This is a genomic window from Mesorhizobium sp. L48C026A00 (genome assembly GCF_000502375.1).
Lineage (GTDB): Bacteria > Pseudomonadota > Alphaproteobacteria > Rhizobiales > Rhizobiaceae > Mesorhizobium > Mesorhizobium muleiense.
The window spans coordinates 116,210-129,947 of the sequence record NZ_AYWU01000023.1 but is presented as its reverse complement, the minus strand read 5'-3'; the positions used below and the strand labels follow the sequence as shown (position 1 = coordinate 129,947).

The following is a 13,738-nucleotide window of genomic DNA, read 5'->3' as shown; positions in this document are numbered from 1 at the left end:
CTGTCTCCAATTCTCACGAGGCCTGCCTCATTCCGAGCCTGTCGGGATATCCCCTGGCCAGGACCGGCGCGAAATGACTGCGACGCGACCGCACCACCTCAAGCGTGTGCTCGTTGAAGGTGAGCAGTGTGGCGACGACCTGCTGGTTGCCATAGGTGCGCTGGTAGCCAAGCGGCTTCGCCAGGAAGTGCAACTGCAGCGCCCGCAGAACCCACATCGGCTCGAACTCGATGATCACCTGGTTGACATTCCGCTTCAGCCCCCACTCGACGAAGCCGGCAATGAGCTCGGTGCCGACCGTGGAGACGCCGCGCTTGCCGTCACGAAAGCCCGGCGCGACCGCATAGCGGGTCAGTTCCCACACGTTCGGCCCGGATGGCGGCGTCCCTTCAAAGAGGTCCGCCAGCACCTCGGTCAGAAGATGCGCACGCGTTGTCGGCAACATCCGCTGATAACCGGCGAGTTCGCCATTGCGGATGACGAGTTGGTGCACCGCCTCGTCATGGTCGAACTGATCGATCTCAAGGCCGTCGGGGCGCTGCAGATCGGACCACCCCATCTCCTCGACGAAAATCTTGTAGCGTAAACGATGAACGGCCTCCCAAAGGTCGGGACGTTCCATAAGTTCCTGTGTTGTAAGGGAAAAAAGCATCTGCCGTCTCCTAGGTTCAATAGGAAGATACGGCCGGGCTGTCCCGAGGAAATTACGCGATCACGTAGGCAAGAATTTCTAGGCCGGCACGGCCGAGCTAGCTAATATAGCCGCGCCTTATCGCTTCCGCGACCGCCTGCACCCGGTTGACGGCACCGAGTTTGCTTTTGGCGTTAAGAAGGTGTTTCTCTGATGTGTGTTCCGAAATGCCGAGAATCTGTGAAATCTCCCATTCGGACTTGCCGACGGCGGCCCATTGCATGCATTCGCGCTCACGCGGCGTCAGTTCGACGTGGTGGTCGAGGGTCTTGGCCGCCATCGTGTGGATCTGCATGGCGCGGCCAATCGCATAGGTCGCCACCAGCGACACCAGCCCAAAATCGGCGCCCGACAATTCGACGGCCTCGCCGCCCAGCGACACCATGACGATCTGGCCATCGAGCGTGATCAGCGGGAAGGCCAATCCGTCGCGCAGCTTGAATTCGCCGGCGTCGCCCATCACTTCGCCGCTGCTCTTGTCGATGCGGATGCTCTGGGACGCTTCCCGCCACTGGAACGGCGCCTGCAGCTGCTTCATGTGGCTGACGACGGGGTCATGGTCGACATAGTTGCGCGCCACATAGCGCTCCAGCCATTCTCCCGGCCACTCGCAAAGCAGCACATGGTCCTTTTGCTGGCCTCTTGGCGTGCCCGGCTGCGGAACCGTTCCGGCCATCAGCGCCGTCAGGCCGAACTCCGAGGTTATGCCAAGCAGTTTTTCGCAGACCGCGGCCGCCGTATCGGCGTGCTGCAGCTGATCTATGAATTCCAGTGTGCGATCGAAGTGGCCCATTGCAACATCTACCCCATGTTGCCTTCCCGCGTTGAGATCAACGGCGCAGTGCTTGACCCGCACTTTGCCCTCGACCCCGGATTACAAACCTGCTCCTCTCTGTCTGCAGCGCCTTGCGACTACCCCTCCAGCCGACGCAACACATGTTTGCAAGCTCGCTGAAGCATAACCCTAAATCGGCGTGATGAAATCAAAAACCGTTGTGCCTGTGCCTTTTTCGTACCAAAAGCCACATTGGACAAGACAGGGCGGAGTTCGATCGTGGCAATTCGATGGATATCCATCGTCTTAACGCTGGCAATGACGGGGGCACAGTGGCTCACGGCGGCGCGCGCCGCGGAGCCGCAAGTGCCGATGCTGTGGGATGCCAAGGAGCGGCTGCCGAAGCCTGACCTGTCCGCGCTGCCGCGTCTGAGATTCCTGACCACCACCGATTTCCCGCCGTTCAACTTCCTCGACGGGGCGGGCCGCTTGTCCGGCTTCCACGTCGATCTGGCGCGCGCGATCTGCGCCGAACTCGGCATCGCCGAAAAATGCCAGATCCAGGCGCTGCCTTGGGCCGAGCTCGAAGGGGCGCTGCAAAAGGGCGAAGGCGAAGCGATCATTGCCGGCATTGCCGCCACGCCAGAGTCGCGGTCGAAATATGCCTTCTCGCGTTCCTACCTGCAGTTTCCGGCGCGCTTCATCATGCCGAAGGCAAAGGCGCTCACGGAACCTATCTTCGACAGACTGCGCGGCAAGCGCGTCGGCGTGGTCGCAGGCTCCGCGCATGAGCGGATGCTGCGCGATTATTTCGGCACCGTTCAGGTCGTTCCCTTCGCGCAACTGAAAGAGCTCTACGATGGTCTCAAGGACGGCAAGGTCGACGCCGGCTTCGGCGACGGCATGCGCTTCGCCTTCTGGCTGGGCAGTTCGAATGCCGCAGCCTGCTGCCGCTTTGCCGGCGGTCCCTATCTGGCGCCCGAATATCTGGGGTCGGGTATGGCCATCGCCACCAGGGCCAACGATCCAGCGCTGGCCGCAGCGTTCGACTACGCACTGCAGGAGATTTCGGTGAAGGGCATCTTCGCCGAATTCTATCTGCGCTATTTCCCGGTCAGTTTTTTCTGATCCGGCCCGGTCAGCTTTTTCTGATCCGGCCCGGTCAGTTTTTTCTGATCCGGCCCGGTCAGCTTCTTCTGACCCGTTGGCGTCTGGATCAAGTCAGCGTGCGCAGGCGAGCCTTGGCAGCACGGGCGATGGCGGCGACGGTGAGCGTGTCGAGATCAAGCTGGCGACGGATAAGCTGCAGCACCCTCACCTCCTCCAAGCGCATTTCGAGGTCGACGGCCGCAACCTCGAAGGCCGCGGCATAGGCGGTGTCAAGCAGGCGATCGGGCAGTGCTTCAGCGACGCGCGCCAAAACGCCTTCCAGGCCGTCCTTTTCGTGCAGCAACTTTTGGCAGTCCTGGGCGACGCCGACCAGCCGGTCGTGGTCGAAGTCCTCGAACACCGGCCATGAGCGGACGACGTCGCCAATCCGCGCCAATTCGACATTGGTCATGTCGCGATCGGACGCGGAGGTGATGACCATAAGATAGATCAGGGCTTCTTGCGGCGGCAACGGCATTTAAAACTCCTCAAACGGGCTCCGAAGTTAGGAACGAGGCACCGACGTCGCAAGGAAAAAGAGCCGCGATCGTTGACGCCCACGGCAGGCACGCCTAGAGACCGGTTGAAAAAATCATCCCGGCGAATAATTTGGAAACGGTGACATGGCGGGATCAAACATCATCGATCTCAATCCCGAGGTGCTTGCGGCAGCGGCTGAAAGCAAGGCGTGGCCGTTCGAGGAAGCCAGGAAGATCGTCGAGCGCTACAAAGACACTGACTTTCCCGAGACCGTCCTGTTTGAGACCGGCTACGGTCCGTCGGGGCTGCCGCACATCGGTACTTTCGGCGAGGTCGCACGCACCTCGATGGTGCGCCACGCCTTCCGCGTCCTCACCCGGGACACCGTCAAGACCAAGATCTTGTGCTTTTCCGACGACATGGACGGCATGCGCAAGATTCCGGACAACGTCCCCGATCGCGCCGCATTCGAGCCGCACCTGCACAAGCCGCTCTCGTCCGTCCCCAATCCTTTCGGCGGCGACTATGCGAGCTTCGCAGACCACAACAACGCAATGCTTTGCCGTTTCCTGGACACGTTCGGCTTCGACTACGAGTTCGCCAGCGCGACGGAATACTACAAGGCTGGCCGTTTCGACGACGTTCTGCTGCGCGCTGCCGAACGTTTCGACAAAATCATGGACGTGATGCTGCCGACGCTCGGAGAGGAGCGTCAGGCGACCTACAGTCCGTTCCTGCCGATTTCCCCCAAAAGTGGCCGCGTGCTTTACGTCCCCATGAAGCATGTCGACGCCAAGGCCGGCACGATCACCTTCGACGATGACGGCACCGAAACCACGCTGCCCATAACCGGCGGCAGGGTGAAGCTGCAGTGGAAGCCGGATTTCGGCATGCGCTGGGCGGCGCTCGGCGTCGATTTCGAAATGTTCGGCAAAGACCACCAGACGAATGCGGTGATCTACGACCGTATCTGCAATATCCTGGGCGGGCGCGCTCCCGAGCATTTCGTCTATGAGCTGTTCCTGGACGAGAACGGCCAGAAGATTTCGAAGTCGAAGGGCAACGGACTGACCATAGACGAGTGGCTGACCTACGCGCCGACCGAAAGCCTCGAGCTCTACATGTACCAGCGGCCGCGGCAGGCCAAGAAGCTCTATTTCGACGTCATTCCGAAGGCGGTGGACGAGTATTACGCCTTTCTGTCCGCCTATCGCCGGCAGGAGTGGAAGGAGCGGCTGGGAAATCCCGTCTGGCACATGCATGACGGGAACCCGCCTGTCGTCGACCTGCCGGTGTCGTTCGCGCTGCTGCTCAATCTGGTCAGCGCCTCGAACGCCCAGAACAAGGACGTGCTGTGGGGGTTCATTTTGCGCCACACCTCAGGCGTGACGCCGAAGACCCATCCCGAGCTCGACCGGCTGGCCGAATATGCGATCCGCTATTTCGACGATTTCGTGAAGCCGGCCAAGGTGTACCGGGCCGCCGACCCGGTCGAGCGCGAGGCGCTGACGAAACTGTCCGAAGCGCTCGCCGCATTGCCGCCAGATGCCGATGGCGAGGCGATCCAGAATGCCGCGCTCAACGTCGCGCGCAAGATCGAACGCTATCAGGACCATTCGAAGCAAAGCCCGGAAGGCGGGCCGGGCGTCTCCGTCGCCTTCTTCCAGATGATCTACCAGATTTTGATCGGACAAGAGCGCGGCCCGCGCTTCGGTTCCTTCGCCGCGCTCTACGGCATCGCAGAAACCCGCGCGCTCATTCAGAAGGCGCTAGCCGGTCAGTTGGCGGCGTAGCAGTCGTCTCAGATGTCGGCGTAGCCGTCGCCGACGGATCGAGAATCGGCTGCGTCGGCTGGGCTGTGGCCGCAAAAGGGGCTGGCGCCGGAGGCAGGCCGGAGAGACTGGGCGCCGGCCCGAAAATGCCCTTCCTCGCCATACGGGCCTTCTCGCCGGTCTCGACATAAGGGCCACCCTTGGCGGCGCGCGCCCAGCCGTTTTCGATCAACCACTGGCCGACATCCCGGTTGCCGACGCGGCAATCGGCGGTGATCAGGTCGCGGCCGCCCTCGGGTGGCACCGTGCAGACCACCGCCCGACCGCGCAGGAAGGCACGGAACGCCGTTCGCGCCCGGGTGCCACACGTCCACGACTTGCCGCCGTCGGTGCAAGTTTCGTCCTGCCTGACGATGTCGACGCCGGAAATCGCGACGGAGTAGCCCTTGGCCTCGATCACACCGGCGGCCGATGCAACCGGCTGGAACAGTTTTGTCCCGTTCCAGTCGTCGGGCATTTTCGTTTTGGGCGGCTTGGGCGGTCCGGCCAGCGCCAACTCACTCAGCGGCGCGCGCGGCTCGACCCGTTCAAGCTCTTGCGGCTGAAGCTGCGGCGGGGCGACGACTTCGGGATCGATGGCCCTGGAATGCGCCTCTGGGCTCGCCGCCTTGGGTCGCGGATTTGCTGATGTAGCAGGCGCTCGGGATTGCGCCGCGATGCCGGCCTGCGCCCGAGCCGCGACGCGCCCATTTTCGTCCTGCAGAACGGCGCGGCCACCGGCGGCAATCGCAGCCCCCATTGCCAGGATCGTCAACACCGCGGCGGCGGCATGAAGCGGACGCACCGGCGGCCCCTACTGGCTTGCCCAGACAATCCGCGCCACCCATTCGACATCGCGCATCGGGATCTCGCGATCCGGGTGATCGGGATTGAGCGAGACCAGCATGATCGACTTCGCCGTCTGACGGTCCAGCACCTTGGCCATCACCTCGCCGGCATTGGTCTTGACGACGACGCGATCGCCCTTGCGGGTGGCGGCGCCCGGCTCGACGATCAGCACGTCGCCGTTGCGGTAGAGCGGCAGCATGGAATCGCCCTGGACCTGCAGCGCATAGGAGGTTTCAGTCGCCCGTGCCGGAAGCTCGATCAGATCCCAGCCCTGCCCCACGGGAAAGCCGGCATCGTCGAAGAAGCCGCCGGCGCCGGCCTGGGCGAAGCCGAGCAGCGGCACCGAAGACGTCTGTGCCGGCAGAGATCCGGGAACGGTCTTGCCCCGGCCTTCGACCAGTCCGGTGAATTCGTCGAGCGAAGCGCCGGTCGCCTCGATGATCTTGGCCAGCGACTCGGTCGACGGCCAGCGCGGCCGCCCGTCCGAGGACAGCCGCTTCGATTTGTTGAAGGCCGTCGAATCGAGGCCCGCGCGTTTCGCCAGCCCCGACGCCGAGAGCGAATAGCGCTCGGCGAGAGCATCGATGGCGGCCCACACGCGGTCATGCGAGAGCACTTTTGCTCTCCTTCAGAACAGGAAAAAATACCTTCTCCGTTCTAACCGGTGGCCGTGAGTTTGTCCACCATCGAAGGCGGCGTCACGCCGCCTTCTTGGCCTCGCTCCTGGCATAGGGATCGAAGCGTTCGTAGAAAGTCTCGCCCTTCTCTGCCATCTCGAGCAGGAGCTTCGGCGCTTTGAACTCGGCGCCATACTTCTTCTGAAGACCCTTGGCGATCTTGACGAATTTTTTTGCGCCGATGCCGTCGATGTAGGACAGCACGCCGCCGGTAAAGGGCGCGAAGCCGAAGGCGAGGATCGAGCCGACATCGGCCTCGCGCGGATCGGTGACGATGCCCTCCTCCATCACCCGGGCCGCCTCCAACGCGATGGTGACCAGGAGCCGCTGCTTCAGTTCCTCATAGTCGACCTCTTCAGGCGGCAACTGCCGATAGAGATCCTTCAGGCCCGGCCACAGCTTCTTCTTGGCAGGCTTTTGCGGATAGTCGTAAAAACCCTTGCCGTTCTTGCGGCCGAAGCGGCCATGCGTGTCGACCAGCGTGTTGATCAGCGTCATCTGCTTCGGGTCGACAGCCTTGTCGCCGAGATCGCGCATGGTCTGCTTCATGATCTTCTGCGCGAGGTCGATCGCCGTTTCGTCCGTCAGCGCCAAGGGGCCGACCGGCATGCCGGCGGCCTTCGCCGCGTTCTCGATCATCGGCGCCGGAACCCCCTCGATGAGCATCTTGTAGGCTTCCGACATGTAGCGCAGCACGCAACGGTTGACGTAGAAGCCGCGCGTGTCGTTGACGACGATCGGCGTCTTCTTGATGGCGCGGACGAAGTCGATCGCGGTGGCCAGCGCCTTGTCGCCCGTCTTCTTGCCCAAAATGATTTCGACCAGCATCATCTTGTCGACCGGCGAGAAGAAATGGATGCCGATGAAATTCTTCGGCCGCGCCGAATTCTTCGCCAGCGACGTGATCGGGATGGTGGACGTGTTCGACGCGAAGATCGCCGACGCCTTCAGCACGGCCTCCGCCTTTTCGGTGGCGTCTTTCTTGACGCCCGAATCCTCGAATACCGCCTCGACCACCAGGTCGCAGCCTGCGAGGTCGGCATAGTCCGCCGTCGGCGTGATCAGCGACAGCAGCCTGTCCTTGTCCTCCGGCTTGGCGCGGCCCTTCCTGACCTGATCCGAGATCAGGCTGTCCGAATGCGCCTTGCCCTTGGCGGCAGCGTCCATGTCGCGGTCGAGCAGCACCACCGGAATGCCGGCCTTGGCCGTGACATAGGCGATGCCGGCGCCCATGAAACCGGCGCCGAGCACGCCGATCTTCTTGAACTTGGTTTCCGGCACGCCGGCCGGACGACGCGCGCCCTTGTTCAGTTCCTGCAGCGACACGAACAGCGAGCGGATCATCGCCGCCGCTTCTCTGGTCTGCATGATTTCGGTGAAATAACGCTGCTCGATGCGCAAGCCGGTGTCGAACGGCACCAGCAAGCCTTCATAGACGCATTTCAGGATGGCCGCGGCGGCCGGATAGTTGCCATAGGTCTCGCGACGCAGGATGGCGATTGCAGGTGGCCACAGATTGGCGCCGGCCACCGAATAGACCGGGCCGCCGGGCAGCTTGAAGCCCTTCTCGTCCCACGGCGCCACTGGCTTCAAGCCATTTTTGATCATGGCTTTGGCGGATTCGACCAGCTTCGTCGGTTCGGCAATCTCATGGATCAGGCCCATCGACTTGGCCTTCTGCGGCGACAGCGTCTGACCGGACGTCAGCATCTGCAGGGCCTGCTGCTGGTCGGTCAGCCGCGGCACGCGCTGGGTGCCGCCGGCACCTGGGAAGATGCCGATCTTCACTTCGGGGAGCGCCATCTTGACCTTGTCGGAATCGGCCGCGACACGGCCATGGCAAGCGAGCGACAGCTCGAACGCACCGCCCATGCAGGTGCCGTTGATCGCCGAAACCCACGGCTTGCCTGAGGTCTCCAGCTTGCGGAACAAGCCGGTCATGTAGCCGGCATTGTCGAACAATGCCTTGGTCGCCTTGTCCAGGTCCTTGGCTTTATCGGCTGCGAACTTCGACAGCATCTTCTGCAGCATGGTGATGTCGGCACCGCCGGAGAACGTGTCCTTGCCGGAGGTGATCACCGCCCCCTTTATCGACGCGTCGCTCGCCACCTTATCGACGATGGCGTTCAGCTCCAGCATCGCCTCTTCGGTGAAGACGTTCATCGAGCGGTCGGGCATGTCCCAGGTGACCAGCGCGATGCCATCGGCGTCGATGTCGAGGGTGAAGTTGGTGTAGCTCATCGGTCTCTCTCCCGTCAGACGCGTTCGATGATCGTTGCGGTGCCCATGCCGGCGCCGATGCAGAGCGTCACCAGCGCGGTGTTCAGGTCGCGGCGCTCCAGTTCGTCCAGCACCGTTCCGAAGATCATCGCACCGGTTGCGCCGAGCGGATGGCCCATTGCGATGGCGCCGCCATTGACGTTGATCCTGTCGTGCGAAATGTCGAAAGCCTGCATGTAGCGCAGCACCACCGAGGCGAACGCCTCGTTGAGTTCGAACAGATCAATGTCCGACAGCTTCATCCTGGCACGCTTCAGCAGCTTCTCGGTCACGTCGACCGGACCGGTCAGCATCAGCACCGGCTCCGAACCGATATTGGCGAATGCACGGATGCGAGCGCGCGGCTTCAGGTCGAGCGACTTTCCAGCCTTCTTCGAGCCGAGCAGAACGGCCGCCGCGCCGTCGACGATGCCGGACGAATTGCCGGCGTGGTGGACGTGATTGACCTCCTCCACCTCGGGATGCTTCTGCACCGCGACGGCATCGAAGCCGCCCATTTCGCCGGGCATGACGAAAGACGGGTTGAGGGCCGCCAGCGATTGCATATCGGTCGAAGGCCGCATGTGCTCATCGTGGTCGAGGATGGTCAGGCCGTTCTGGTCCTTGATCGAGATCACCGAATTCTTGAAGCGGCCTTCGCCCCAGGCTTTGGCGGCGCGCTTCTGGCTTTCGACCGCATAGGCGTCAACGTCGTCGCGCGAAAAGCCGTACTTCGTGGCGATCAGATCGGCCGAGATGCCTTGCGGCACAAACCAGCCCGGCAGGCCGACCGAGGGGTCCATGAACCAGGCGCCGCCGGATGCGCCCATGCCGACACGCGACATCGATTCGACGCCGCCGGCGATGACGATCTCGTCGGCGCCCTGCGCGATCTTGGCGGCGCCGAAATTGATGGCGTCCAGGCCAGAGGCGCAGAAACGCGAGATCTGCATGCCGGGCGCTTTCGTGTCGTAACCGGCCTCGAAGGCGGCGGCGCGCGGAATGACAGAACCCGCCTCGCCGACCGGATCGACGCAGCCGAAGATGATGTCGTCGACGGCGCCGGTGTCCAGCCCATTGCGGTCACGGATCGCCTCGAGCACCTTGGCGCCGAGCCGCACCGCCGGCACCTCGTGCAGCGAGCCATCCTTCTTGCCCCTGCCGCGCGGCGTGCGCACGGCGTCATAGACATAAGCTTCGGCCATTTTCCTGCTCCTTGGTTTGCTGAAAGTCTCTCAGAGAGAGCGCCCGATCAGCAATTTCATGATCTCGTTGGTGCCGCCGTAGATGCGCTGGACGCGGGCGTCGCGGAACATGCGGGCGATCGGATACTCATTCATGTAGCCATAGCCGCCATGCAATTGAAGGCATTCATCGACGACTTTTCCCTGCAGGTCTGACAGCCAGTATTTGGCCATCGAGGCCGTCACCGGGTCGAGGCCTCCATTGATATGGCGGGCGACGCAGTCATTGTAGAAGACCCGGCCGATGGTCGCCTCGGTCTTCAATTCGGCCAGCTTGAACTGGGTGTTCTGGAAATCGATAATCGCCTTGCCGAAGGCCTTGCGCTCCTTGACGTAGTCGATGGTCAACGCCAGCGCCCGTTCGACCATGGCGATGGCGCCGGTGCCGATCTGCAGCCGCTCCTGCGGCAATTGCTGCATCAACTGGACGAAGCCCTGGCCTTCCTCGTGGCCGAGTAGATTGGAGGTCGGCACGCGCATATCGTTGAAGAACAGTTCCGACGTGTCGTTGGCCTTGAGCCCGATCTTGTCGAGGTTGCGGCCGCGCTCGAACCCTTCCACCTCGTCGGTCTCGACGACGATCAGCGAGGTGCCCTTGGCGCCCTTCTCCGGATCGGTCTTGGTGACGATTATGATGAAATTGGCGAGCTGGCCGTTGGTTATGAAGGTCTTCGAGCCGTTGACCTTGTATTGGTTGCCGTCCTTCTCGGCGCGCGTTTTGACGCCTTGCAGGTCGGAACCGGCGCCGGGCTCGGTCATGGCGATGGCGCCGATCAGCTCGCCGGTCGCCAGTTTCGGCAGCCACTTCTTCTTCTGCTCCTCCGAGCCGTAGTGGAGGATGTAAGGAACGACGATCGAATTGTGCAGGCCGATGCCGAAACCGTCGACGCCGACATGGCCGATCGCCTCGATGATGGCGCTCTCATGCGCGAACGTCCCGCCCGAACCGCCATATTCCTCCGGCATCGAGGCACAGAGCAGACCGGCCGCGCCCGCCTTCAGCCAGCACTCACGGTCGACCATCTCGTTCTTCTCGAACTCGTCATAGCGTGGCGCGATCTCTTCCGACATGAAGCGGTGCGCCATGTCGTAGAGCATGCCGACCTCGTCCGCCGCCCAGGCTGGTTTGGGAAGGCCAAGAATTTCGGCGGGGTTGGTCATGCTGTTTCTCCCTTGCGCCGACGTCCCCCCTCCCCTCGAGGGGGAGGGAAAATCGAGCTTAGAACGCTTCCGCCGGCAGTGCCATCAATGTATCGGCGCCGCTGGAGATGCGGGCGAGGTGCGCCGACGTTTCCGGCATGATCCGCTCCATGAAGAAGCGCGCCGTCACCAGCTTGCTATCGTAGAACGCCGAAGAACCATTGGCGCCGTTCGCCAATTTCGCCCCGGCCGCCTTGGCCATCTGCGCCCACATATAGCCCAGCGCCACCAGGCCGAAGAGATGCATGTAGTCGGTCGAGGCGGCACCGGCGTTATCGGGCTTGGCCATGCCGTTCTGCATCAGCCACATCGTCGCCGCCTGCAGATCGTTGAGGCCCTTCTTCAGCGCCTTGGTAAAGGGCGCCATCTTCTCGTCAGTGCGGTTCTCCTCGCAGAACTCGCCGACCTCCTTGAAGAAGGCCTGCACGGCACGGCCGCCATTCAAGGCCAGCTTGCGGCCGACGAGGTCGAGCGCCTGGATGCCGTTGGCACCCTCGTAGATCATCGCGATGCGGGCATCGCGCACGAACTGGCTCATGCCGTGCTCTTCGATATAGCCGTGCCCGCCGAACACTTGCTGCGCCATCACTGCGTGGTCGAAACCCTTGTCGGTGAGCACGCCCTTGACCACCGGCGTCATCAGCCCGGTGTAGTCGTCGGCGGCCTGGCGGTCCCTGTCGTCACTGGCACGGTGGGCGATATCGGACTTGATCGCCGTCCACAGTGCCAGTGCGCGACCGGCCTCGTTGAAGGCCTTCATGGTCATCAGGCTGCGGCGGATATCGGGGTGGACGATGATCGGGTCGGCCTTCTTGTCCGGCGCCTTCGGCCCAGACAGCGAGCGTCCCTGCAGGCGATCCTTGGCATAGGACACAGCGTTCTGGTAGGCGACCTCCGACAGAGAGAGCCCCTGCAGGCCGACGCCGAGCCTCGCTTCGTTCATCATCGTGAACATGGCTTTCAGCCCGCCATTCGTCTCGCCAAGCAGCGTGCCTTGTGCCTCGTCATAATTCATGACGCAGGTCGAATTGCCATGGATGCCCATCTTCTCCTCGATCGAGCCGCAGGAGACGGTGTTCTTCTCGCCCGGATTGCCTGATGCATCGAGCTTGAGTTTCGGCACGATGAACAGCGAAATGCCCTTCACGCCTTCCGGCGCGCCGTCGATGCGGGCCAGCACCAGGTGGACGATGTTGTCCGCCAGGTCGTGCTCACCGGCCGATATGAAGATCTTCTGGCCTGAGATCCTGTAGGTGCCGTCGCCATTGGGAACCGCCCTGGTGCGCAGCAGGCCGAGATCGGTGCCGCAATGCGGCTCGGTCAGGTTCATGGTGCCGGTCCAGACGCCTTCGACCAGCTTCGGCAACCAGAGCGCCTTCTGCTCGTCGGTGCCATGGGTAATGATCGCGGCGATCGCGCCCTGCGTCAGGCCGGGGTACATCATCAGCGACATGTTGGCCGAAATCATATATTCGGAAACAGCGGTATGCACCGCGTAAGGCAGACCCTGGCCGCCAAATTCGACGGGTGCGGCCAGCCCCAACCAGCCGCCCTCGCGGTATTGGTCGAAGGCCTCCTTGAAGCCCTTCGGCGTCGTCACCGAACCGTCGCCATGGCGCTCGCAGCCTTCCATGTCGCCGACGCGGTTCAGCGGCTGCATGACATTTTCAGCGAGCTTGGCGCCCTCGGCGAGGATGGCCTCGACGACGTCCGGCGTCGCGTCGGAAAATCCGGGAAGATTGGAATAGCGCTGGTAGCCCAGCACTTCTTTCAGCACAAACAGCGTGTCCTGGACCGGCGCCCTGTAGATCGGCATGCATTTCCTCCACCATGCGGCCTTGGCCCCGAATCCCCAATGTGAAGTCAGACGGGCATGCGGACCAATGTTCAGGTCGGAATAGCAAAAGTTGACGTTTGCGTAAACGTCAATTTTTTGATGCGACAAATTAATCCCCGCCGCTCGCTCATAGCGTAACGGCGCTGGCCGTAGCCAGTCCGAACAGATTGAAAGATATTCGTCCCGTCGCAGCCGCAAGACAAAGGGAAGAGCCGCGCAGCCAAGGCCCACGCGGCTCTCTCCCAGAAGGTTCACCGGAAACGGGCGAAGAATTACCCGGCGACGCTGGCCTGCGGCGCCGAGCGTTCGCTCAGCATCTGACGCACCGCCGCCATCGAGTTGCTCAACTCGTTGATGGCATCGTCGATCAGAGCCCGCTGCTTCTGCAGGCGGGCAAGCTGCTTCTCCGACTTGTCGAGCGTCAGTCGCAACTGCTTGGTGTTGGAACCGCTGGGGTCGTAGAGGTCCATCATTTGCTTGACGTCGCGCAGCGAGAACCCGACCTTGCGGCCGAGCAGGATCAGCTTCAGCCGCGCCTTGTCGCGGCGCGTGTAGAGACGGGTCGAGCCGTCGCGCTGCGGATTGAGAAGGCCCTTGTCCTCGTAGAAACGCAGCGTGCGCAGCGTTACTCCGTATTTCTTGGCCATCTCGCCGATGCGGACAAGATCCTCGCCGGCTTTATCGGACATGTCATTGGTATTGGCCGCGGCTTCGCCGGGCGAAACAAGTTTCATGGTCACTGGCTTTCCCCATCTGGTGGCGCCGC

Annotated in this window: 12 protein-coding genes; 2 read left to right on the top strand and 10 right to left on the bottom strand. The window is 62.6% G+C overall.

Features of this window, described 5'->3' with window-relative positions; genetic code table 11:
* Positions 1–13: 13 nt before the first annotated feature.
* Both X738_RS71530 and X738_RS71525 read right to left on the bottom strand, forming a co-directional pair.
* On the bottom strand, positions 14–652 hold the full coding sequence (locus X738_RS71530; RefSeq protein ID WP_023802177.1) for an acyl-homoserine-lactone synthase: 639 nt from the start codon (positions 650–652) through the stop codon (positions 14–16).
* Positions 653–749: 97 nt separating this feature from the next.
* A complete protein-coding gene (locus tag X738_RS71525; RefSeq protein WP_023802176.1) occupies positions 750–1,484 on the bottom strand; it encodes a helix-turn-helix transcriptional regulator in 735 nt (244 codons plus the stop codon).
* Positions 1,485–1,745: 261 nt separating this feature from the next.
* Here X738_RS71525 and X738_RS71520 point away from each other — a divergent pair, with 261 nt between their 5' ends.
* Positions 1,746–2,594 (top strand): transporter substrate-binding domain-containing protein, encoded by an 849-nt coding sequence (locus X738_RS71520; RefSeq protein WP_023802175.1) that lies wholly within the window; start codon positions 1,746–1,748, stop codon positions 2,592–2,594.
* Between the two features lie 88 nt (positions 2,595–2,682).
* On the opposite strand, the gene X738_RS71515 is transcribed toward X738_RS71520, so the two are convergent.
* Complete coding sequence (locus tag X738_RS71515; protein ID WP_023802174.1) at positions 2,683–3,093, bottom strand: tellurite resistance TerB family protein; 411 nt, start codon at positions 3,091–3,093, stop codon at positions 2,683–2,685.
* Positions 3,094–3,238: 145 nt separating this feature from the next.
* Here X738_RS71515 and X738_RS71510 point away from each other — a divergent pair, with 145 nt between their 5' ends.
* Positions 3,239–4,888, top strand: a complete 1,650-nt coding sequence (locus X738_RS71510) for a lysine--tRNA ligase (protein ID WP_023802173.1) — start codon at positions 3,239–3,241, stop codon at positions 4,886–4,888.
* Here X738_RS71510 and X738_RS71505 read toward each other — a convergent pair.
* From X738_RS71505 to X738_RS71475, 7 genes are all read right to left on the bottom strand, one after another.
* Positions 4,851–5,711 carry a thermonuclease family protein gene (locus tag X738_RS71505; protein WP_023802172.1) on the bottom strand — a complete coding sequence of 287 codons (861 nt, stop codon included), beginning with the start codon at positions 5,709–5,711 and terminating at the stop codon, positions 4,851–4,853. The two genes, X738_RS71510 and X738_RS71505, sit on opposite strands and share 38 nt — an antisense overlap.
* Before the next feature lie 9 nt (positions 5,712–5,720).
* A complete protein-coding gene (locus X738_RS71500) occupies positions 5,721–6,371 on the bottom strand; it encodes a S24 family peptidase (protein ID WP_023802171.1) in 651 nt (216 codons plus the stop codon).
* Between the two features lie 82 nt (positions 6,372–6,453).
* A complete protein-coding gene (locus tag X738_RS71495) occupies positions 6,454–8,673 on the bottom strand; it encodes a 3-hydroxyacyl-CoA dehydrogenase NAD-binding domain-containing protein (RefSeq protein WP_023802170.1) in 2,220 nt (739 codons plus the stop codon).
* Positions 8,674–8,687: 14 nt separating this feature from the next.
* Entirely contained in the window at positions 8,688–9,896 is a 1,209-nt protein-coding gene (locus X738_RS71490; protein WP_023802169.1) for an acetyl-CoA C-acetyltransferase, read from the bottom strand.
* A gap of 30 nt (positions 9,897–9,926) precedes the next feature.
* Positions 9,927–11,096 carry an acyl-CoA dehydrogenase family protein gene (locus X738_RS71485; protein ID WP_023802168.1) on the bottom strand — a complete coding sequence of 390 codons (1,170 nt, stop codon included), beginning with the start codon at positions 11,094–11,096 and terminating at the stop codon, positions 9,927–9,929.
* 58 nt (positions 11,097–11,154) lie between these two features.
* Entirely contained in the window at positions 11,155–12,951 is a 1,797-nt protein-coding gene (locus X738_RS71480; protein WP_023802167.1) for an acyl-CoA dehydrogenase, read from the bottom strand.
* Positions 12,952–13,244: 293 nt separating this feature from the next.
* The gene (locus tag X738_RS71475) at positions 13,245–13,706 is read right to left on the bottom strand and encodes a MerR family transcriptional regulator (RefSeq protein WP_023802166.1); all 462 of its coding nucleotides are present in this window, start codon (positions 13,704–13,706) and stop codon (positions 13,245–13,247) included.
* Positions 13,707–13,738 lie beyond the last annotated feature (32 nt).